The organism is Methylobacterium sp. ARG-1 (assembly GCF_001262595.1).
Lineage (GTDB): Bacteria > Pseudomonadota > Alphaproteobacteria > Rhizobiales > Beijerinckiaceae > Methylobacterium > Methylobacterium brachiatum.
This window is the reverse complement of sequence record NZ_LHCD01000010.1, coordinates 41,868-61,749: the sequence shown is the minus strand read 5'-3', so window position 1 is coordinate 61,749 and position 19,882 is coordinate 41,868. Positions and strand designations below refer to the sequence as shown.

At 71.5% G+C, this 19,882-nt stretch carries 19 protein-coding genes; 6 read left to right on the top strand and 13 right to left on the bottom strand.

Annotation, left to right across the window (positions count from 1 at the left end; genetic code table 11):
• Positions 1 to 108: 108 nt before the first annotated feature.
• From AKJ13_RS12085 to AKJ13_RS12075, 3 genes are all read right to left on the bottom strand, one after another.
• Entirely contained in the window at positions 109 to 1,125 is a 1,017-nt protein-coding gene (locus AKJ13_RS12085; protein WP_050733562.1) for a hypothetical protein, read from the bottom strand.
• 320 nt (positions 1,126 to 1,445) lie between these two features.
• Positions 1,446 to 1,856: a peptide-methionine (R)-S-oxide reductase MsrB gene (gene msrB / locus AKJ13_RS12080; RefSeq protein ID WP_007562841.1), complete on the bottom strand. Its 411-nt coding sequence runs from the start codon at positions 1,854 to 1,856 to the stop codon at positions 1,446 to 1,448.
• Positions 1,857 to 1,975: 119 nt separating this feature from the next.
• On the bottom strand, positions 1,976 to 3,169 hold the full coding sequence (locus tag AKJ13_RS12075) for a YihY/virulence factor BrkB family protein (protein WP_050733561.1): 1,194 nt from the start codon (positions 3,167 to 3,169) through the stop codon (positions 1,976 to 1,978).
• A 121-nt stretch (positions 3,170 to 3,290) separates the two neighbouring features.
• On the opposite strand from AKJ13_RS12075, the gene AKJ13_RS12070 reads away from it, so the two are divergent.
• The 3 genes from AKJ13_RS12070 (at position 3,291) to AKJ13_RS12060 (ending at position 5,347) form a co-directional block, all read left to right on the top strand.
• Positions 3,291 to 4,364, top strand: a complete 1,074-nt coding sequence (locus AKJ13_RS12070) for a UV damage endonuclease UvsE (RefSeq protein ID WP_050733560.1) — start codon at positions 3,291 to 3,293, stop codon at positions 4,362 to 4,364.
• A gap of 109 nt (positions 4,365 to 4,473) precedes the next feature.
• A complete protein-coding gene (locus AKJ13_RS12065; protein WP_050733559.1) occupies positions 4,474 to 5,025 on the top strand; it encodes an alpha/beta hydrolase in 552 nt (183 codons plus the stop codon).
• A 94-nt stretch (positions 5,026 to 5,119) separates the two neighbouring features.
• Positions 5,120 to 5,347: a hypothetical protein gene (locus AKJ13_RS12060; protein ID WP_007562848.1), complete on the top strand. Its 228-nt coding sequence runs from the start codon at positions 5,120 to 5,122 to the stop codon at positions 5,345 to 5,347.
• Between the two features lie 10 nt (positions 5,348 to 5,357).
• Here AKJ13_RS12060 and AKJ13_RS12055 read toward each other — a convergent pair whose 3' ends face one another.
• From AKJ13_RS12055 to AKJ13_RS12020, 8 genes are all read right to left on the bottom strand, one after another.
• The gene (locus tag AKJ13_RS12055) at positions 5,358 to 6,386 is read right to left on the bottom strand and encodes a TIGR01620 family protein (RefSeq protein ID WP_050733558.1); all 1,029 of its coding nucleotides are present in this window, start codon (positions 6,384 to 6,386) and stop codon (positions 5,358 to 5,360) included.
• A 298-nt stretch (positions 6,387 to 6,684) separates the two neighbouring features.
• Complete coding sequence (locus AKJ13_RS12050; protein ID WP_050733632.1) at positions 6,685 to 8,130, bottom strand: YcjX family protein; 1,446 nt, start codon at positions 8,128 to 8,130, stop codon at positions 6,685 to 6,687.
• Between the two features lie 189 nt (positions 8,131 to 8,319).
• The gene (locus tag AKJ13_RS12045) at positions 8,320 to 9,444 is read right to left on the bottom strand and encodes a hypothetical protein (protein ID WP_050733557.1); all 1,125 of its coding nucleotides are present in this window, start codon (positions 9,442 to 9,444) and stop codon (positions 8,320 to 8,322) included.
• Positions 9,445 to 9,505: 61 nt separating this feature from the next.
• A complete protein-coding gene (gene hisN / locus AKJ13_RS12040; RefSeq protein WP_050733556.1) occupies positions 9,506 to 10,294 on the bottom strand; it encodes a histidinol-phosphatase in 789 nt (262 codons plus the stop codon).
• A 95-nt stretch (positions 10,295 to 10,389) separates the two neighbouring features.
• On the bottom strand, positions 10,390 to 12,420 hold the full coding sequence (locus AKJ13_RS12035) for an AI-2E family transporter (RefSeq protein WP_050733555.1): 2,031 nt from the start codon (positions 12,418 to 12,420) through the stop codon (positions 10,390 to 10,392).
• Between the two features lie 135 nt (positions 12,421 to 12,555).
• Complete coding sequence (locus AKJ13_RS12030) at positions 12,556 to 14,004, bottom strand: MmgE/PrpD family protein (RefSeq protein ID WP_050733631.1); 1,449 nt, start codon at positions 14,002 to 14,004, stop codon at positions 12,556 to 12,558.
• Between the two features lie 114 nt (positions 14,005 to 14,118).
• Positions 14,119 to 15,411 carry a nicotinate phosphoribosyltransferase gene (gene pncB / locus AKJ13_RS12025; RefSeq protein WP_050733630.1) on the bottom strand — a complete coding sequence of 431 codons (1,293 nt, stop codon included), beginning with the start codon at positions 15,409 to 15,411 and terminating at the stop codon, positions 14,119 to 14,121.
• 127 nt (positions 15,412 to 15,538) lie between these two features.
• A complete protein-coding gene (locus AKJ13_RS12020; protein ID WP_007562869.1) occupies positions 15,539 to 16,042 on the bottom strand; it encodes a pyridoxamine 5'-phosphate oxidase family protein in 504 nt (167 codons plus the stop codon).
• Positions 16,043 to 16,168: 126 nt separating this feature from the next.
• On the opposite strand from AKJ13_RS12020, the gene AKJ13_RS12015 reads away from it, so the two are divergent.
• The 3 genes from AKJ13_RS12015 (at position 16,169) to mobA (ending at position 18,394) form a co-directional block, all read left to right on the top strand.
• Entirely contained in the window at positions 16,169 to 16,468 is a 300-nt protein-coding gene (locus AKJ13_RS12015) for a hypothetical protein (protein WP_050733554.1), read from the top strand.
• 139 nt (positions 16,469 to 16,607) lie between these two features.
• Entirely contained in the window at positions 16,608 to 17,756 is a 1,149-nt protein-coding gene (gene apbC, locus AKJ13_RS12010; RefSeq protein ID WP_050733629.1) for an iron-sulfur cluster carrier protein ApbC, read from the top strand.
• A gap of 17 nt (positions 17,757 to 17,773) precedes the next feature.
• Positions 17,774 to 18,394, top strand: coding sequence for a molybdenum cofactor guanylyltransferase MobA (gene mobA / locus AKJ13_RS12005; RefSeq protein WP_082316930.1), 621 nt, complete (start codon positions 17,774 to 17,776; stop codon positions 18,392 to 18,394).
• 12 nt (positions 18,395 to 18,406) lie between these two features.
• Here mobA and AKJ13_RS12000 read toward each other — a convergent pair whose 3' ends face one another.
• Complete coding sequence (locus AKJ13_RS12000) at positions 18,407 to 19,294, bottom strand: EamA family transporter (protein ID WP_050733553.1); 888 nt, start codon at positions 19,292 to 19,294, stop codon at positions 18,407 to 18,409.
• Between the two features lie 102 nt (positions 19,295 to 19,396).
• Positions 19,397 to 19,858 (bottom strand): peptidylprolyl isomerase, encoded by a 462-nt coding sequence (locus AKJ13_RS11995; protein ID WP_050733552.1) that lies wholly within the window; start codon positions 19,856 to 19,858, stop codon positions 19,397 to 19,399.
• Positions 19,859 to 19,882 lie beyond the last annotated feature (24 nt).

Below are 19,882 nucleotides of genomic sequence, written 5' to 3'. Positions count from 1 at the left end.
GGGAGGCGGTGCGCCGCCGAGCCCTGGGGCCGGTCCGAGATGCGCGGCGCGCAGCAAAAAGGCCGCGGTGGCGCCCTGCCCCCGCGGCCTTCCCGGAAATTCGGCGGATCAGGTCTGCTGCTGCGTCCGGCGGGGACGGACGGTCCAGCGCTCGAACACGCCCGCGGCCTCGTCCGTCTTCGCGTCCTTGGCCTCGGTGGTGGCGTGTTCCGGCTGCTGGTGGATCGCGGCGCCGAGCGCCTGGGACAGGCTCTCGATCACGTCGTCGATGCGAGCATCGCTGTGGATGGTCTCTTGCGGCGCGGGCTGGGTCGGGGCGGCGCTGGGCTCCTGCGCGACCGGAACAGCGTGATGCACGGGCTCCGGGGCGGGGGCCGGCTCGGGCTCCGGATGATGCTCGGGCTCCGGATGGGCCTCGGCGACGGGGGGCGCCGGGGGCGGCTCGACGGCTTCGGGGGCCGGAGCCGGGGCTGGCGGGGCGGGCGGTGCCGCGACGGGGGCTGCCGCAGCGGCCGGGGTCACGATCCGGCGCATGGCGTTCATCGCGCCGTCTTCCGACGGCTCGCTGGTGCGCGCGGTGCTGCCGTAGCGGCCGAAGCCGAAGCGCGGCTCGATCAGGTCGAGGACCGCGTCGAGGGCCGCGTTGCTTAGGGGCACCTCTTCGGCCGTCGGCACGCCCTGGATGGCGAGCGCTTGGCGCTCGAAGGCCGGCTCGCTGCTGACCTCGCGGCCGAACCAGGTCGGGGCCTGGAAGGCGGAGGCATCGCCGTCGCTGTCGAAGGCGACGCTGATCAGGTCGAGATTGCCCGGCGTGACGTAGCGGTCGATCGTGACCTCGCGCCCGCCGATGGTCAGGACCGTGCGGTCGTAGGCCGCCTTGCCGGGGCAGACATCGAGCAGCGCATCGCCGTGGGCGCGCGGCACATCGGTGCGCTCCTCGACCGGGATGCCGTCCGGCCCCTTGTTCACCAGCACCAGCTGGCAGTTCTGGCCGTCGACGCGCACGTAAGAGCTGCGGCCCCCCTGCGCGGCGAAGTGGCCCTCGGTGATCCGGGCGCCGCCCCGCTCCTTGCGGATCAGGCGGACCAGGGATGGCGCGACCAGGAATCGGCGAATGGTGCTCATGAACTCAAAACCCCTCCCGCTTCGTCGGCGGTGCGCCGATCCGGCGGACTGCCCTCAGGGCCGCCGGCCCGGATGGATCTGGTAAGTCGAACCAGCACTGACGGCGTATAAGCTGAGCCGCAACGCCGTATTGGCTCGGACAGGACCGCATCCACCGCCAATACCGGACGGCGACAACATGAGACGGTTAACCGCTAAGCAAAAACACGACGAAATCAAGACCGGAACCGGGTTGTGATTCGCCCGGATCGCCGCCTGTCCCCGATATCCCGTCGTTCAGCGCCGTTTTCCCAATCCAGATTAAACCGGCGCCGGGCGGCTCAGGCCGCCGGCTCGAAGTTCATCGCGGCGCCGTTCATGCAGTAGCGCAGGCCCGTGGGGGCGGGCCCGTCGTCGAACACGTGGCCGAGATGGCCCTTGCAGCGGGCACAATGGACCTCGGTCCGGACCATCCAGTGGCTGCGGTCCACCGTGGTCTCGACGGCGCCCTCCAGCGGCTCGAAGAAGCTCGGCCAGCCGGTGCCGGACTCGAACTTGGTCCCCTGCTCGAACAGGGGCTGCCCGCAGCCGACGCAGGTGAAGGTGCCCGGGCGCTTCTCGGCGAGCAGGCAGCTCGTACCGGCGCGCTCGGTGCCGTGCTCGCGCAGCACCCGGTACTGCTCGGGCGTGAGCGTCGCGCGCCACTCGGCGTCGCTGCGGGTATCCGGGTTGGTGGTCGCGCTATCGGCCATAAACATCTCCCTTTTCGACGGGAGATATAGGCATCGCGCGCGAGGCTCGGCAGTCCCGCACCCCTGAAAACGGCTGCACCGGCGGCATCCTGTCGCCCGGACGCCGGTGACGGCGGGCCTTAGGCTGCCGCCCCGACCGTGTCGGCCATCCGGGCCCGGCGGTGGCCCATCGGCAGGGGCGCGCCCGTGGTGGTGTCGCGCCCGGTCTGGTGCTCCAGCTCGGCGTTGATCTCGCCGCCGAGCAGCACGATGGTCGACGAGATCCAGATCCAGGTCATGAAGCCGATCACGGCGCCGAGCGAGCCGTAGGTCTCGTTGTAGGTGCCGAAGCTCGCCACGTACCAGGAGAACAGCAGCGACGCGATCAGCCAGAGCAGCCCCGCCACGATGCTGCCGACGCCGACCCAGCGCCAGCGGGCATGCTCGCGGCTCGGCCCGAACCGGTAGAGCACCGAGAGCCCGGCGAGCAGCACCAGCAGCACCGCCGGCCAGCGCAGGGCCGCGAGCAGCCACGCGCCCGAGCCGAGACCGAGGAAGTTCAGCACCACCGGCACCACCACGATCGCGTTGAGCGCGATGATGATGAACAGCAGCGCGCCCACCGTGAAGGTCAGCGAGCGAATGTTGAGCCAGAAGAAGTTGCGCTTCTCCTCCTCCTCGTAGACCACGTTCAAGGCGTCGAACATCGCCTTCATGGCGGCGTTGGCGCTCCACAGCGACAGCAGCAGGCTGGTGAAGAAGGTCAGGCTCAAGGAGCTGCTGCCCTTGGCGGCGATGCGCTTGATCTGGTCGCCGATCAGCTCGACCGCGCCCGATGGCAGCACGGCGTGCAACTGCGCCAAGTGCTCGTTGATCGCGTTGACGTCCGCGAACAGGCCGTAGCAGGTGACGAGCGCCGCGATGGCCGGGAACAGCGACAGCAGGGTGTAGAAGGTCACCCCGGCGGCCACCGCCAGCACCCGGTCCTTGTTGAATTCCAGGTAGACTCGGACCGCGATGTCCTTCCAGCCGGCCGGGGTCATCTCGGCGGGGCTGTTGGCCGCGCGCCCGCGCTCGGGCTGCGTCGCCGCGGTGAGTTGCGCCGCGCGGCCGGCGATCGAGCGCGCGCCGCCGTTGGCCGCCGTGTCGCGGGCCGTTTCATCCGCGTCCGACGGGGTCCGGTCGGCCGGGGCCTCGGGGCGTTCGGGCAGATCCGGCAAGCGCCGCCGGGCGGGCGCGGCGGCGAGCGCCACCAGAGCCGAGCCCAGCATCAGGATCCAGAGGAGCGAGCCGGTTTCCGGCGCGGAACCTGGGCGAGGGGGCGACGCGGGCATGGAGGTACGAGACGGCCGTCCGCGCGGAACTGCCGCGCTCGAAGGCTCAAACGTCGGCGAAGCGCGGCCGTTCCGCGCGCGATGTCGGGCACGCGCGGCGTCCTCGCGCGTTGTGCATCCTATGCGCGATCAGCCCCGCCTTGGTTTCTGCTGCAAGTTCGTTCTGGACGAGCCGCTCGACACACACGCCACCCTCAAGGCGGAGCGCGAGGCGACGCTCCACATGAACCTGACCAGCGTGACCATGGCGCATCTCGCCAAGCTGGACCCCATCGCCCGGCGGGCCAAGCTCGCCGGTCTCGTCGCGCACAACCTCGATGCGCTGGCCCGCCAGATCGCCTGGGTGGGGGCCCGGCCGCCGATCGAGCGCCTGCTGCGCATGGCGAGCAACGTCCTGCCCGGCTACACCCACGCCATCGCGCGCACGATCTACGCCGAGCCCGAGATGGAGGCCCTGGTCGCGCGCGGGCTGGCTGAGGCCGGGGCGCTGGCGCGCCGGCTCGGCGTGCGGCTGAGTTTCCACCCGGGGCCGTTCTGCCTGCTGGCGAGCCGCAACCCGGCGGCCATCGCCAACGGCCTGTCCGAGCTCGACTACCACGCCGAGATCTTCGACCGCATGGGCTATGGCGGCGGCTGGCACCCGCACGGCGCCCACATCAACATCCATGTCGGCGCCGGCGATCCGGGCGTGGCGGGGTTCCGCGAGACCTTGCCCCGGGCGAGCCAAGTGGCCCGCGACCTCATCACCGTCGAGAACGACGAGAACGTCTTCGGCGTCGAGGCGGTGCTCCAGCTCGCCGACATCGTGCCGGTGGTGCTCGACCTGCACCATCACTGGGTCCAGAGCGGCGGCGAATATCTCGAGCCCGACGATCCCCGCGTCGCCCGAGTGCGGGAGTCCTGGCGCGGGGTGCGGCCGGTGGCCCATATCAGCGTCTCGCGCGAGGCGGTCTCGGCCGATTGCGACCCGGATGCCCTGCCCGATTTCCCGGCCCTGCGTGCCGCCGGCCACGCGGTCCGGGATCTTGCCGCCCATTCCGACATGATGTGGAACCGGGCGGTGAACGATCTCGTGGCCCGCCACATGGTCTGGGCCGATTTCGAGATCGAGGCCAAGGCCAAGAACTACGCCTCGACCCAGATCGCCCGCCACATCACCGACGCGGCCCGGGCCGCCCCGATCGCCGCGGAGTGAGGGACGATCCCGACGCCCGTCCCGGAGGGCGGCGCTAGCGCCTTGTTCCCGCATGATGATTTCGGGAAACCGGATTCCACTTTTCCACGTCATGCGCTAGGCAGCCGGCATGAAAACCGCCGATTGCGACATCCTCATCGTCCCGGGGCTCGGAGGCTCGGAGGAGGACCACTGGCAGGCCCGCTGGGCCGGCCGCCTCGCCACCGCGCAGGTGGTGACCCAGGACGATTGGCACGCGCCGACCCCCGAGGCCTGGTGCGGGCGGATCGCCGAGGCGGTGGCGGCCGCGACCCGGCCGGTGATCCTGATCGCGCACAGCCTCGGTGTCGTCGCGAGCGTCGAGGCGGCGCCCCGCTTCGACGCCGGCGTGGTGCGCGGGGCGTTGTTCGTGGCCTTCCCGGATGTCGAGGAGGCGCCCGGCCTGCCCGACGCCGTGCGCGCCTTCGCGCCGGTGCCGCGCGAGCCCCTGCCCTTCCCGTCCCTCCTGGTCGCCAGCCGGACCGATCCGTATTGCCGCTACGACCGGGCCGACGATTTCGCCCATGCCTGGGGCGCCCTGACGGTGGATGCCGGCGAATCGGGCCACATCAACGTCGCCAGCGGGCATGGACCGTGGCCCGAGGGCCTGATGCGCCTCGCCGGGTTCCTGAAGGGGTTGTAGGACAGCGCGCTCGCGTTAACGCGTCGTTTACCCTCGCGGCTTCCAGTGTGGGCTTGGGCGGTCCTTCGCCCCGAAGGCGCCCGTGGAGAGCACCGTGACGCGTAAAGAGCTTCTGGAACGACTCGACCTAGTGCAGGCCGCCCTCGGGCCCCGGGCCCACATCAACTTCAACAGCTCCCTGTTCAACGACGCCGCGCTCCTGAAGCGCATCGAGGCGTTCGAGGCCAAGGTCGGTGAGCCCGAGAAGCCGAAAGTCGCCGACTACACCGGCAACATGTTCTCCCGCATCGCGAATCGCCGCGCCGCCACCGCCGCCAAATAACCGGGCCGGCCTATTTCGACTCGGGCTCTGCCGCGCGCAGCAGCTCGCCCGCCACATCGGCGAGGCGCGGCGGCGCCTCGCGCACGAACGGCAGGGGCCGGCAGACGTTGAGAGCGGCCAGCCCGAATCGGGCGGTCATCAGCCCGTTGAGCACGCCCTCCCCCAGCTTCGCCGAGACCCGGGCGGCGATCCCGAGCCCCAGCACCTGCTGCATCACGCTCTCGCCGACCGCCATGCCGCCGGTGACGGTGAGATGCGCCACCGCGGCGCGCGCCAGCCGCAGGAAGCCCAGGAAGCCGGGCCGGCCCCCATAGATCGATGCGATTCGGCGCAGCAGCCGGACGGCAGCGAAGACCACGAACGCGACATCGACGATCGCCCGCGGCGACAGCGCCGTCACCGCCGAGACCTGCTTGGCGGTGGACGCGATGGCGTTGCGCGCCTGCCGGTCGAGACCCGCCAACAGCTCGTGCTCCGCCAGCCCGATCCGATCGTCCACGTCGAGGATCGCGTCGGCGGCCGCATCGATCCGGGCGCGCCCCGGCGCCAGGGATTCCCGGTCGGCGTAGAAGGTCGAGAGCGCCTGCACCACCGCCTGTGCGCCGGTATGGTCGCGGGTGGCGAGCGCATCGATCGCGGATTGCCGCAGCCGCTCGATCTTCCGCTCGCGCCGCAGCCCGGCGAGCTCCCGCCCGACGATCGCCAGGAGCGCCAGCCCGGCGAGGCCCAGCAGCGCGAGCGCCACCCAGCCGAGCCAGGGCGCGGCCTGGAACAGGTCGGCGATCATCCGCTCGATCGACAGCCCGATCCCCAGCGAGACCAGCCCACCGGCCGCGGTCAGGAACAGCGCCCCCCAGGGCGAGCGCCGCCGCGGCGCCACCGGCACCGCGACGCCGTCGGCCGCATCGACGATCTCGAACGGCTCTTCCACGATCCGGGCCTGCTCCGGCCGGGCCGCGAGCGGTGTCGTGGTCACCCCCGCCCCCGGCAGCGGCTCTGGATTGATCCGGAAGGCGCGGGGTTTCTGGCCTGAGGACATGCTTACGGCCTCCAGAGGGGTTTCTTCGGGTCTGCCCTCACGGCGGTGGGCTGTTGGAGCCGGTCGGTGCGGCTGCGTTGGGTGCCGTCGCCGGTACGGACTCCCAGGTTGACCCGTCGCTTCGCGCCGGCCGCGACACGCCCCCTCTCCCGTGCGGGAGAGGGGACTCGCGCCCCAACCAGCGCCGTGTGCGTTGGGCGCCATGCGTGTGGACGAACGCCGGCACGCCGCAGGGCGATCGAAGCATGCGTCGACCGGTTCACGACCGCGGCGGCATCCCGGACAGCCACCCTGTCCATCACCCGAGCCTGTCGCCGATCAGGAACTGCATCGCCCGGTCGAGGCGGATCTGCGGCAGGTGGCCGGGACGGCCGAGGCCGTCGGGGCGGATCAGCGGCGGGCGGAAGCGCGGGAAGCGCAGCGAGCCCGGGGCGACGGCACCCTCCAGCACGGCCTCCGCGCGGGCCGGCAGCTCGCCCGGGAAGACCGCGGCCTCGCTGTTGCCGTCGAACACCTCGTCGCCCACCGTCTCGCCGGCCTCGGGCGTTCCGGCGACCGCACGCAGGATCTCGGGCCCGTCATGGACCGTGGTCTCACGGGTCGCGCGCACGGAGGCGAGCGCCACGGTGCCGACCCGGGCGCCGGCGGCTTCCGTCCGGCGCATGGCCCGGGAGACCAGCAGGCGCAGCAGCGCGTCGAGCCGGTCGTGGCTGGTCTGGTGGAGGTGGTCGGCCTTGGTGGCGGCGAACAGCACGCGGTCGGCCCGGGGCGCGAACAGCTTCGACAGCACCGTGTTGCGGCCGATATTGAGGCTGAGCAGCACCGCGTCGAGGGCCTCCTCCAGCTCGGCCAGGGCCGTGGCCCCGGCATCGACCGCGGCGAGCACGTCCACCAGCACGATCTGCCGGTCGACCCGCTGGAAATGGTCGCGGAAGAACGGCGTGACGATCTTGGCCTTGTAGGCCTCGAAGCGCCGCTCCATCAGCCCGGCGAGGCTGTCGGGGGCGATGCTGCCGGTGAGATTGTCGAGCGGCGCGAAGGTCAGGGCCGGCGAGCCCGCGAGGTCGCCGGGCATCAGGAAGCGCCCCGGCGGCGTCGTGGCGACGGATTCCGGGCCGGCGCGCAGGGCCGCCAGATAGGTCTTGAACGCGTCGCTGGCGCGCTCGGCCGCGACCTCGTCGAGGGGGCCGTTGGGATCGAAGCCCTTGAGCGCCTCGAGCCACGGCGCCGCCACAGTATTCCGGCCCGGCCGGCGCGTGCCGTTGATCGTGGCCCGCGACCAGGCGGTGTAGCTGGTCTCGATCAGCGCGAGGTCGAGCAGCCACTCGCCTGGATAGTCGACCACGTCGAGCATCAGGGTCGCCGGGCCGCTGCGCCAGCCGGCGGCGCGCTCGTAGGCGATCTCCAGGCGGAACTGGCTGATCCGGTCGGTGGAGCGCGGCCAGCGCCTCGCCTCGGTGAGCGTCGCGAAGTGCTCCTCGAAGGGGAAGCGCGGCACGTCGTCGTCGGGCTGCGGCACCAGCCGGGCGCGGCGCAGGCGGCCCTCCTGCGCGGGCGCGAAGGCCGGCAGGGCGTGCGCCTCCACGAGGTGGTGGATTAGCGCCGTGGTGAACACGGTCTTGCCCGAGCGCGCGAGCCCGGTGACCCCGAGCCGCAAGGTCGGCTGGATCAGCAGGTCGTGCGAGGCTTCGGCGAAGGCTTTGACGGCCGAGCCGGCGCGTGCGGCAAGGTCGGTCAGGGGCACGGGCGGGCTCGTCGTCTCGGGAAACAGGCCGGGCACAGGTGGCGCGGTTCGGGCCGAACCGCAAGGCTTGGCCGGCTCGGGGTTTCCAAAGGGCTTTGCCCTTTGGCGGGGTTCGGGGGCGGAGCCCACGAGAGACGAGGGCTCCGCCCTGGACCCGCAAAAGGTCTCGGACCTTTTGAAACCAGGACTTTAGGGTGTCGGTGTCGTGGGCTTCAGGCGGGCGATGGCCCCCGCAACGAGCTCTGGCCCGGCCCGGAGCGTTCCAAGTTCCACCGCCGACATGGCCAGCATCACCGGCGCCAGGTTGGGCCGCGGCGTACCGTCCGGCCCGAACAGGTCGAGGTCGTCGCTGGGCTTCAGCCCGACGCTGCCGCTGATCCGCGCCGCATAGGCCTGGATCCGAACCTCGTCGCCGGTGCAGAGCGGCGCCGGCAGCCGCAGGTCGAGCAGGGGCAGCCCGGCCGCGATCGCCGGCAGCTGGGCGGATTCCGCGACCATCCGGTCCGGGCTCGGCAGCTTGCGGTCGAGAAGCGCTGCGGGATCCGCGGCGCCCCGGGGCGCGGTCACCCGCCGGGACTCGGCCGAGGCCGCGATCCCGGCGGCGATGTCGGGCGCCGGCTGGAGCGTCGCCACGTGCGGCACCCGCGATGCGGCCGGACGCGCCCCGGGCCGGCCGGCCATCCGGGCGAGCGGCGACCAGGGCTGCACCCGCAGGGTCTTGGCCCGCGCCCGGGGGACGCCGCCCGGCCGGTGGGCGGCGAGGAAGCGGGCGCGCAGGGTCCGGCCGAGCCCCCGAGGCGCCAGGGTCGCCGAGACCGCCGGCGTCGTAACCCCGGTCGCAATCCCCCTGCCCGCCCGGGCCGGCGTCGCGACGCGGCATTCGGACGGCGCCCAGCGGCGCACGATGGCGAGCGCGTTGCGCCGGCCGTAATCGCGGAAGTAGCGGCGCAACAGGCTCGCCGCTGCATCGGCCCCGTCGGCCAGGGTCGCGAAGGCGGTGTGGCCCTCCGCATCGGCACCGATCTCCCCCGGCCAGCGGGCGGACTTGATGCACCAGCCGTTGTTGAGCCGGACGCAGCGGGCGACGTAGGGCGGGTCCTCGGCCAGCCGGGCCGTCAGGGCCAGGGCTCGCGGCAGAAGGCTCTCGCCCGCCTGCACGTGCCAGTTGGAGACGGAGCGTGTCGCCGGATCGAAACGCGGCGGCGCAGCCTCCGCGGGGGCGGACGCCGCCGCCGGCGCGGCCATGAGCGTGGCCGCGCGATCTCCCACGGCGGGCATCAGGCCCGTCAGAAGGACGAGCGCGTTCAGCAGCACGCCGGCAGGCTCCCGCGTGCATGCGAAGCTCGGAACCGATGGGCCGTGAGACGGTGCGCCCTCACGGATTCAGGACCTTCAGCGCCGCCTCGTGCAAGCGCGGGTCGCCGGCTGCCACGATCCGCCCGCCGTTGGCGGCCGAGCTGCCGTCCCAGGCCGTGACCCGGCCGCCGGCGCCCTCGACGATCGGGATCAGCGCGACGATGTCGTAGGGCTTCAGGCCGGCCTCGACCACGAGGTCGATCTGGCCGGCGGCCAGCATGCAATAGGCGTAGCAATCGGCGCCGTAGCGGGACAGCCGCACCTGGCCTTCAAGGGTGCGGAACCGCTCGGCCTCGTCGCCGGAGGCGAACAGGCGCGGGTCGGTGGTGGCCAGGATCGCCTGGCCCAGGTCGGGGCAGCGGCGGGTCCGCAGGGTGCGCTCGCCCGCCGGGCCGCGCAGGCGGGCGTGGCGGCCGTCGCCGGTGAAGCGCTCGCCGAGATAGGGCTGGTGCATCAGCCCACGCACCGGCACGCCGTTGCGGGTGAGGCCGATCAGCGTGCCCCAGGTCGGCAGGCCGGCGATGAAGGCGCGGGTCCCGTCGATCGGGTCAAGCACCCAGACGCATTCGGCGTCCAGCCGTTCGGCGCCGAACTCCTCGCCCAGGATGCCGTGGCCGGGAAACGTCTGGCCGATCATCGCCCGGAGCACGACCTCGGCGGCCCGGTCGGCCTCCGTGACCGGATCGAACGGCGCGCCGCCGCGGGCCTTGTCGTCGAGGCCGAACTGCGCGCGGAAGAACGGCAGGATCGCCTTGCCGGACGCGTCCGCGAGATCGTCCATGAACCGCCCGAGTTCGACGACGCTCATCGGCCCTGTCCCCTGATCTGCCCGCGACCCGTCCGGTATCCTGGCCGGTGCGCGACGAAACCGGGGCGGCACCCCGGCCGTCAAGTCCCCTCCGCTCATGCGTCCGCCGGTTCCGGCTTGCGCGCCGCCCCGGTCTCCGGAACGGCGGCGATGTCCGCCTGGACGGCGCCCAGAACCGCCTCGATGGCCTCGCGCAGGGACGCAACCTGATCGGTCGCCGCGGTCGCGCCGTCCTTGGCGCGCGCGACCTTGTCCGACTGGCCGTTCTGGGCCAGCCACAGGCCGAGCAGGACCGGCACGCCGGGCATCCGATCCTGCAGGCGCTGGACCAGTCGGCGCAGGTGGGTCGGCTCGCCGTTCAGCGCCAGCGAGACGACACAGGCCATCCGGGCGGGGCCCGGCTCGAACCGTCCGATCCGCGCCGTCGAGGCGTCCGAGAACGGCACCGTGCGGACGCCGATGCCGCGCTTCTCCAGGATCTGGGCCAGGATCATGGCTGCGGCCTCGTCGAGGAAGCCGCGCCCCGAGATGCACAAAACCGCGCCCTGGCGCGTCCAGGCCTGCGGTAGCGCGTCGGGCGCCGGGCCGATCGGCATCGGGCTGCAGGCGTTCTCGCCGTTCTCGCCCGCCGTCCCGGTGCTGGCATCGCTGCGGTCGGACAGGTCGGCGATCAGCTCGCCCAGTGCGGTGCGCATCGCCCCCTTCTGCTGGGCGGTGAGAACCCCGCGCGCCGCGTCGCGGGCGGCGAGTTCGAGAGCCTTGAGGACGACCTCGTCGTAATAGGACGAGAGCGAGCATTGCTGCAGGATCAGCTCGGCATGGCCCAGCACCTCCTCGGAGTCGCCCGCGAGGATCCGCTGGTAGAAGTTCTGCACCGGGGTGAGCGCCGGCCGATCGCCGAACAGCACGTCGAGGAATTCGAGGTGCTCGACGTGGCGCCCCAGCACCACCAGGCAGACGGTGAGCGGCGTCGACAGCAGCAGGCCGACGGGCCCCCACAGCCAGGTCCAGAACAGGGCCGAGACCAGCACCGCGAAGGGCGAGAGCCCGGTGGACTGGCCGTAGAAGATCGGCTCGAACACCTGGCCGGTGAGCGGCTCCAGGATCAGGAACAGGATCGCCACCGCGATCATCATGTTCCAGCCGGGATCGACCGCGGCGGCCAGCGTGATCGGCAGGAGGGCCGACAGGAACGCCCCGAGATAGGGCACGAACCGCATCAGCGCCGCGAAGATCGCCCACAGCACCGGGTTCGGCACGCCGATGAAGTAGAGGCCGATCCCGATCACGACCCCGAAGGCGGTGTTGAGGGCGAGCTGCACCACGAAGTAGCGGCTGAGGCGCCCGGCCGCGTCGTCGATCGCCCCGGTGGTGCGGTGCAGGTCGCTGGAACCCGCGAGCCGAATCATCCGGTCGCGCAGATCCTCACGCTGCATCAGGACGAACAGCAGGACCACGAAGACGATGCCAACGGTCGCCAGCGGCTGCAGCACCGGCGACAGCAGGGTGCCGAGCGTCTCGAGCGGCCCCGGCTGGGTCGACGACACCTCGACCAGGACGGGTTTTTGCCCCGGCCGCGCCGGGTCCAGCCCGGGCGCCGCTTCGGGCGCCTGCGGCGCGGCCTGCTGTGGCTCTTTCGCTGGCTCCTTGGCCTGGTCCTGGCCCGGCTCCTTGCCGCCGTTGTGGAGCGCCCGGCCGATATTGGCGATGTAATCGGTGACGTGGCCCACCGGCGAGGCGCGCAGGCCCTCGATCTTGCGCTCGATGGTGGTGCGGTAGCGCGGGATGTCGCCGGCGAGATCGGCCGCCTGGATGCCGATCAGGGTCGCCATTGCACCCACGATCCCGAGGGTCAGCAGGACGCTCACGCCCACCGCCATCAACCGCGGCAGGCGCAGGCGCCGCAGGCGGTTCACCAGCGGCGTCAGCACGAAGGACAGGAGCAGCGCGATCGCGATCGGGATGAAGATCTCGCGGCCGAAATACAGCACCGCCACGATGGTGGCCCCGACCAGGATCGGCGACGCCGAGGTGGTCCGCGGGGTCTCGGCCGCAGTCACGCGGGCGGGCCGCGGCGGAACCAGCGCGTGTCCAGGCTGCGCCCCGACCGGGGTTCTCGTGCCCATGCTGCGAGTCCACACCCCGAACGCCACAAGCGGGCGCCCGCCGGGGTCACGGGGCCTCGCGGCAGGGGAACGGCACGGGGCCGGAAAACGATCCCGCCTGCCTTGCAGGTCCGTTACCGACAATCCGCTGCCGTCTTACGCTCCCTGCACCCCGGCCCGCGCCACCTCGCCCACATCCGCCAGCTCGGGCAGCGACCAGCACATCTGCATCACCCGCTTGGCCTGGGCCTCCGGCAGGACCCCGGCGGCGAGGTCGGTGAACTTCGCCTCGAGCTGCGCGTCCGACATCGGGGTCTCGACGCTGCCGATCGCGTGCTCGATCCGGCGGTGGAAGCTCCGCCCGTCGGTCAGGGTCACGGTCATGTCCACCTGCGCGGCGTCGATGCCCGGGGTGATCACCGGCACCACCTTCTGGCGCAGAGCGACCACGCGCGGGTCGTTCACCGCCCGGTCGCTGAACTGCTTCTCGCCGCCCGCGCCTTCCACGAGCGCGATCGCGGCCGCGTGGTAGATGCTGAACTTGCCCTCCAGGCCGGTCTTCGGCGCCGTCTTGCCGGTGAGTTCCAGCACCAGCGGGTGGACCTTGAGGTCGACCCGGGCGATGTCCTCCGGCCGGACATGGTCCTGGTCGCGGATCTGCACCCCGGCATCGATCGTCGGGTGCATGACGATCCCGCAGGCGAACGGCTTGTAGGTGTTGAGCAGCGCCTCGTAGCGGGTTCCCAGCCCGTCCGTGATCTCGGACCAGTCCTGCTTGGTCGAGATGGTGTTAGCCCAGCCGCGCTTGGCCTCGATCATGCCGTCCGAGGAGGTGAAGCCCTTGGCCGCCAGGATCGCGGCGAACAGGCCGTTCGAGGCTGCCCGGCCCGGGTTGAAGCTCTTGTTCATCGAGCCGAACGATTCGCGCAGGCCCACCGGCTGCGAGGCGGCGAGCCCCAGCGCGTAGACCATCTGCGGCTCGGTCAGCCCCATCAGCTTGCCGACCGCCGCCGCCGCGCCGAACGGCCCGCACGTGCCGGTGATGTGCCAGCCGGCATCGTAATGGTTCGGGTAGACCGCGTTGCCGATCCGGCATTCGGTCTCGATCCCGACCACCAGCGCGTCGAGGAAGGCTTTCCCCGAGACCGGCTTCATCTGCGCATAGGCCAGGATCGCCGAGGCGACCGGGCCGGCCGGGTGGATGATCGTCTTGAGGTGGGTGTCGTCGAAGTCGAAGATGTGGCTCGCCACGCCGCTCAAGAAGGCGGCGTTCATGATGTCGAACCGCTCCGACCGGCCGAACAGGCCAGCCTGCGGCGGCCCGGAGAACGGCTGAAGCGCCGAGACCGCGACGTCCACGGTCTCGTGGTGCGAGCCGCCGATCGCCACGCCGACCCAGTTGAGGAAGCTGCGCACGCCCTCGCGCCGGACATTCTCCGGCAGGGCGTCGTAGGACGAGGCCAGGATCCACTGCGCCAGGATCTTTGTGACGGGCGGCGCCTTGGCGACCGGCTTCGCGGCGTCGGCGGCCTGCGCGCCGTCGAGGGCCGGCGCCGCCAGGGCGAGGCCCGCGGCGCCGATGAGCGAGCGGCGATTCAGGGTCATGGCGTTCTCCCATCGGGCCGACCAGAGGCGGCGGGCCCTGTTGGTCGACACCATACCTCTTGTCCGCGCCGGCCGTCAGGGGGCGGGCATCACGGATGCGAGGCCGGAACCGCCTCACACCAGGACCGGCAAGGCCTCCTGCTCGCCGACCCCGAACACCCGGCGGTAGCGCGCGATCTCGTCGGCCGGTCCCTGGGCCTTGGTCGGGTTGTCCGAGAGCTTCACCGTCGGGCGGCCGTTCGCCTCCGTGACCTTGCAGACCACCGAGACCGGATCGAGCTTGCCGTCCGGCAGGAGGCCGCGGAAATCGTTGGTCAGCAGCGTGCCCCAGCCGTAGCCGATGCGCATGCGCCCGTGGAAATGGGCGTGGATGTGCTCGATCTGGTCGATGTCGAGCCCGTCGGAGAAGATCGCCAGCTTGTCCCGGGGATCGTAGCCGCGCTCCCGCCAGAAGCGGATCGCCTCCTCGCCGCCCTCGATCGGGTCCTTCGAGTCGATGCGGATCCCGGTCCAGTCGCTGACCCAGTCCGGGGCGTTGGCCAGGAACCCGGTGGTGCCGTAGGTGTCGGGCAGGATGACCCGCAGGTTGCCCTGGTAATCCTCCTGCCAGTCGGCCAGCACCCGGTAGGGCGCGGCGGCGAGCGACGCATCGTCCTCGGCCAGCGCCGCGTAGACCATCGGCAATTCGTGGGCGTTGGTGCCCACCGGCTCGACCTCCTGCCGGGCTGCGATCAGGCAGTTCGAGGTGCCGAGGAACGCGCCGCCCAGACCCTCGGCCATCGCCTGGACGCACCAATCCTGCCAGAGGAAGCCGTGGCGCCGGCGCGTGCCGAAATCCGCCACCGACAGGTCGGGCAGCTTCTGCAGCCGCTGGATCTTCTCCCAGACCCGGGTCATCGCGCGGGCGTAGAGCACCTGCAGGTCGAGCTTGCCGAGGCCGCGCAGCACGGCGCGCGCGCGCAGCTCGTTGAGGATCGCCAGCGCCGGAACCTCCCACATGGTGGTCTCGATCCAGGGACCGTGGAAGGTCAGCTCGTACTGGCCGTCATGGACCGCGAGCTCGTATTCGGGCAGCTGGAAACCCTCGAACCACGCCACGAATTCGGGGCCGAGAATCCGCCCCTGGCCGCGAAACACGTTGCCGCGCAGCCAAGTCACCTCGCCCTTGCTGAGTCGGAGGCTGCGGACATGATCGAGCTGCTCGCGCAGCAGCCCGGCATCGACCTCGTCGGCGATGCGGATGCGCTTCGTCCGGTTGGTGATCCCGAAGGTCGTGCTGATCTGAGGATGCCGGCGCAGGATCGTCTGCGCCATCAGCAGCTTGTAGAAATCCGTGTCGAGCAGCGACCGCACGATCGGGTCGATGCGGAAGCTGTGATCGTAGACCCGCTTCGCCAGATCAATCATGCTCTTCGGACTCTTCCGCCGCGTCACCGGCGCAGAGCGCATGCCGGGCGCGGTCGCGTCAAGAAGAAGGGCGGCGCTGTCCTCCGGCGCGCCGCCCCCGATATCCTCGCCGCGCAGTCGCGCGAGATCAGGCGAGATCGACCTTCTTGGTCTCGGTCTTGGGGCTCTCGCCGGTGAGCGACGCCTTCACGTAGCCGTAGAGGTGCAGCATCGTGCTGTTGGGGCTGTCCCAGTACTCGCCCTTCTCCGGATGGACGCGGATCAGCGCGACCTCGGGGTCGTTCTTGCCGTTGGGGAACCAGGTCTTCAGGCTCTCATTCCACTTCTCGTCGATCTTGGCCTGGTCGCGCACGATCTCGGCCTTGCCGGCCACCGAGACGTAGGTCTGGCTCGACGGGTCCGAATAGGCGAGGTTCACCTGGTTGTCCTTGCTGATCTCGGAGGTCTTGGGCGAGTGCAGCTTGGTGAAGAACCACAGGTCGCCGTTCTCGTCGGCGTCGTTGTTCCACATCGGGCGGCTGTTGAGCGTCCCCTCGGCATCGACGGTGGTCATCATCGCGATCTTCACGTCTTTGATCAGCTCGAACAGCTTCTTCGCGCCCTCGTGGTCGCGGTGGTTGCCCTGATGCATGAAACCGGTCTCCTTGCTGTCGCCGACGTGGCGCTCGAGTCGCGCGGGGGGACCCCTCTGGTGAGGCCCCGCCCGCAAGTCGCCTCGACAACGGGCGAAGGCCCGCTTGGTTCAGGAGGTTTCGGGATGGGGGCGAACGGGCGGTGGACGGCCCGCTGGGGGCTGGCCGCGCTCATCGGATCGGTCTGGCTGGCGGTCACGCCGGCCCGCGCCGAGGTCCGGTTCGGGCCGGGCGTCCGGATCGGCGGCCACGATTTCTCCGGGCGCCGCGCCGGCAGCGTTCATATCGAACGGGTGAAGCGCCTGCGCGGGCCACTCGGCTGCCGCCACGTTCGCCACGGCTTCTACCGGCGCGGCGACGGTACCGTGGTGCGCGGCCCGATGGAGGAATGCAATCTGATCGCGATCCCGCCAGGACGGCGGTGACCCACCTGGGCAGTGACCCCGTGCAAAGCCCTTTGAGTCAGGGCCGCGTCACGGAGGTGCGAGGACGGGTCTGGCGTTCTCGCGGCGCTCGGTTACATGCAGCGGGTATTAGACCTGCTTGCTCCCGGTGGAGGACGATTTGGCGATTACCCGCGACGACGTGCTGCGCGCGCTCCAATCCGTCACCGTCGACGCCGCCGGCACCACCCTGCCCGGCTCCGGGCGACTGTCCCAGGTCGTGGTCGACCCGAGCAACCGGGTGATGTTCTCGATCCTAGTCGATCCGAGCGAGGCCGAGCGGTTCGAGCCGGTGCGGCGGCAGGCGGAGGGGCGCGTCCTGCAGATGCCCGGCGTCTCGGGGGTGTTCGCCAGCCTGACCTCCGAGCGCGGCCCGGGCATGCCGGCCCAGAGCGACGCCGCGCCCCGTCCGGTGACCCCGCCGCCGGTGGCACCGCCGCGGCCCGGCGCGCCCCCGAACCAGGGGCCGCAGATCGCCGGCGTGCGCCACATCGTGGCGGTCGCCTCCGGCAAGGGCGGCGTCGGCAAGTCCACCACCGCCTGCAATCTCGCGCTGGCCTTGCAGGCCCAGGGGCTGAAGGTCGGCCTGCTCGATGCCGACATCTACGGCCCCTCCGTGCCGAAGCTGTTCGGCCTGTCCGGCAAGCCCACCGTGGTCGACAACAAGGCCATGGAGCCGATGGTCGGCTACGGGCTGAAGGTCATGTCGATCGGCTTCCTGATCGAGCCCGAGACGGCGATGATCTGGCGCGGGCCGATGGTGCAATCGGCCATCACTCAGATGTTGCGCGACGTGCTCTGGGGTGAGCTCGACGTGCTCATCGTCGACATGCCGCCCGGCACCGGCGACGCCCAGCTCACCATGGCCCAGGCGACGCCGCTCTCGGGCGCCGTCATCGTCTCGACACCCCAGGATCTGGCGCTGATCGATGCCCGCCGGGGCGTGACCATGTTCAAGAAGGTCGCGGTCCCGATCCTCGGCGTGATCGAGAACATGGCGACCTTCATCTGCCCGAATTGCGGCCACGCCTCGCACATCTTCGGGCATGGTGGCGCCCGCATCGAGGCGCAGCGCCTCGGCGTGCCGTTCCTCGGCGAGGTGCCCCTCGACATGACCATCCGGGAGACCTCGGATTCCGGCCGCCCCGTGGTGGCGACCAATCCGGACGGGCCGCACGCCAAGGTCTACCGCGACATCGCCGCGTCCCTGTGGGCGAACCTCTCGGGGGCGCCGGCCGGGCGGACCGCGCCCCGGATCGTGATCGAATAGGCCCCGGGAGCCGGATCTTGGCGGCGTCGATCCTCGGCCTGATCCTGGCCGGCGGCCGCGGCCGCCGGATGGGCGGAGTCGACAAGCCGCTGCTCGAACTCGGCGGCCGGCCGCTGCTGGCGCGGGTGACGGAGCGGTTGGGACCGCAATGCCCGGCCGGCCTGGCGCTCAGCGCCAACGGCGATCCGAGCCGCTTCCCCGGGTTTCCGGGGCCCGTTCTGCCCGATCCTGTCCCCGGCCTGCCGGGGCCGCTGGCCGGCCTGCTCGCCGGCCTCGACTTCGCCGCCGAGCATCGGCCGGCGGTCACGCATGTTCTGAGCGTCCCGGGCGACGCGCCGTTCCTGCCGGAAGACCTCGCCGAGCGGCTCCGCGCCGCGCTCGGCCAAGCTCCGATCGCGCTGGCCGCCTCGGGCGGTCGCGAGCACTACACCGTGGCGCTCTGGCCGGTCGGGCTGCGGGCGGACCTGCGTCGGACTCTGGTGGAGCGGGACGAGCGGCGGGTCGGCGCGTTCATCGCGCGCCATGGCGCGGCGACAATCTCCTGGCCGACGGAGCCCCTGGACCCGTTCCTGAACCTCAACGCCCGCGGGGACATGGCGGCCGCCGAGGCGATCCTGGCCGGGCTCGGGCGCGGCTGAAGCCCGTCCGCCTCAGCGGCGGCGTGCCTGCCAGCGCGGGTAGAGGATGCCGAGGGCGAGGCCGGAGATGACCAGCCCGGCGGCGCCGAGCTTCCAGGCCGGCAGCGCCTCGCCGAGCCAGAGGGCGGATCCGGTCATCCCGAAAACCGGCACCAGCAGCGCCATCGGGACGACCTGCGCCGCGGGGTGGCGGGAGAGCAGCCATCCCCAGACGGCGTAGCCGAACAGGGTATTGCCCGCGGATTGCCAAATCACCGCCGCCCAGGTCGCTGCATCGGCATTCTGGAGCCCCGCGCGGATCGCGTCCCAGCCTTCGAGGAGGAGGGACAGCGCGAAGAGCGGCGGCGCCGAGAACAGGCTGGCCCAGACCACGTAGGGCAGCATCGCGCGGACGCCGCTGCGCTTCGCCGCGACGTTGCCGCCGGCCCAGCTCGCCGCCGCCAGGATGACGAGGCCGAGGCCGAGGGGCGTCGTGGCGGCGTCGGCATGCAGCGCGATCACGCCGATGCCAGCCGCCGCGAGCACCAGGGCGGCCCATTGGTAGCCGAGCACCCGCTCGCCGGTGAGGCGGATCGACAGGCCGATGGTGAAGAACACTTGGATCTGGATCACCAGCGCGGCGAGGCCGGGGGTGATGTGGCCGCGCATGGCGATGAACAGGAGCCCGAACTGCCCGGCCCCGATCAGCAGCCCGTAGGCCGCGAGGTTGCGCCAGGGCACGGCGGGCCGGGGCAGCAGGAACACACCAGGGCAGGCCGCCAGCAGGAAGCGCAGCGCCGCGAACAGCAGCGGCGGCAGGTGGTCGAGCCCGATCCGGATCACCACGAAGTTGGTGCCCCAGACGGCGACCACCGCGACGGCGAGGCAGAGGTCCCGAATCGGAAGCGTGGCGGTTTCCATGGCGCAGCGGCTTCGCAGGTCGCGGCCACCTTGCAAAGGGACACCGTGCCCCCGGTGCCCGGACGTGTCCGCCCGGGCGGGCGGACACGTCCGGTCGGCTTATCAGGCCGCTTCGCCGACCGTCGCCTTCACGATCTTGTCCGGCGAGCGCGGCGGCTCGCCCTTGTTGAGCGTGTCGACCACGTCCATGCCGTCCACGACCTTGCCCCAGACGGTGTACTGCTTGTCGAGGAAGCGGGCGTCGTCGAAGCAGATGAAGAACTGCGAGTTCGCCGAGTGGGGGAAGTTGGTGCGGGCCATCGAGCAGGTGCCGCGCACGTGGGGCTCGGCGTTGAACTCGGCCTTCAGGTCCGGCAGCTCGGAGCCGCCCGAGCCGGTGCCGGTCGGGTCACCGGTCTGGGCCATGAAGTTCTCGATTACCCGGTGGAACGGCACGCCGTCGTAGAAGCCCTGCGCCGCCAGCGTCTTGATCCGCTCGACATGGCCGGGGGCGAGGTCGGGGCGCAGCGCGATCACGACGCGGCCCTTGGTGGTCTCGAGGGTGAGAGTGTCGGTGTCGGCCATGGTGTTGTCCTTCCTGTTGGTGGG

Coding starts and splice junctions, on each gene's coding strand:
- AKJ13_RS12085 (WP_050733562.1), bottom strand. CDS start 1,125: ATGAGCACCATTCGCCGATTCCTGGTCGCGCCATCCCTGGTCCGCCTG.
- msrB (WP_007562841.1), bottom strand. CDS start 1,856: ATGGCCGATAGCGCGACCACCAACCCGGATACCCGCAGCGACGCCGAG.
- AKJ13_RS12075 (WP_050733561.1), bottom strand. CDS start 3,169: ATGCCCGCGTCGCCCCCTCGCCCAGGTTCCGCGCCGGAAACCGGCTCG.
- AKJ13_RS12070 (WP_050733560.1), top strand. CDS start 3,291: ATGCGCGATCAGCCCCGCCTTGGTTTCTGCTGCAAGTTCGTTCTGGAC.
- AKJ13_RS12065 (WP_050733559.1), top strand. CDS start 4,474: ATGAAAACCGCCGATTGCGACATCCTCATCGTCCCGGGGCTCGGAGGC.
- AKJ13_RS12055 (WP_050733558.1), bottom strand. CDS start 6,386: ATGTCCTCAGGCCAGAAACCCCGCGCCTTCCGGATCAATCCAGAGCCG.
- hisN (WP_050733556.1), bottom strand. CDS start 10,294: ATGAGCGTCGTCGAACTCGGGCGGTTCATGGACGATCTCGCGGACGCG.
- AKJ13_RS12035 (WP_050733555.1), bottom strand. CDS start 12,420: ATGGGCACGAGAACCCCGGTCGGGGCGCAGCCTGGACACGCGCTGGTT.
- AKJ13_RS12030 (WP_050733631.1), bottom strand. CDS start 14,004: ATGACCCTGAATCGCCGCTCGCTCATCGGCGCCGCGGGCCTCGCCCTG.
- pncB (WP_050733630.1), bottom strand. CDS start 15,411: ATGATTGATCTGGCGAAGCGGGTCTACGATCACAGCTTCCGCATCGAC.
- AKJ13_RS12020 (WP_007562869.1), bottom strand. CDS start 16,042: ATGCATCAGGGCAACCACCGCGACCACGAGGGCGCGAAGAAGCTGTTC.
- AKJ13_RS12015 (WP_050733554.1), top strand. CDS start 16,169: ATGGGGGCGAACGGGCGGTGGACGGCCCGCTGGGGGCTGGCCGCGCTC.
- AKJ13_RS12000 (WP_050733553.1), bottom strand. CDS start 19,294: ATGGAAACCGCCACGCTTCCGATTCGGGACCTCTGCCTCGCCGTCGCG.
- AKJ13_RS11995 (WP_050733552.1), bottom strand. CDS start 19,858: ATGGCCGACACCGACACTCTCACCCTCGAGACCACCAAGGGCCGCGTC.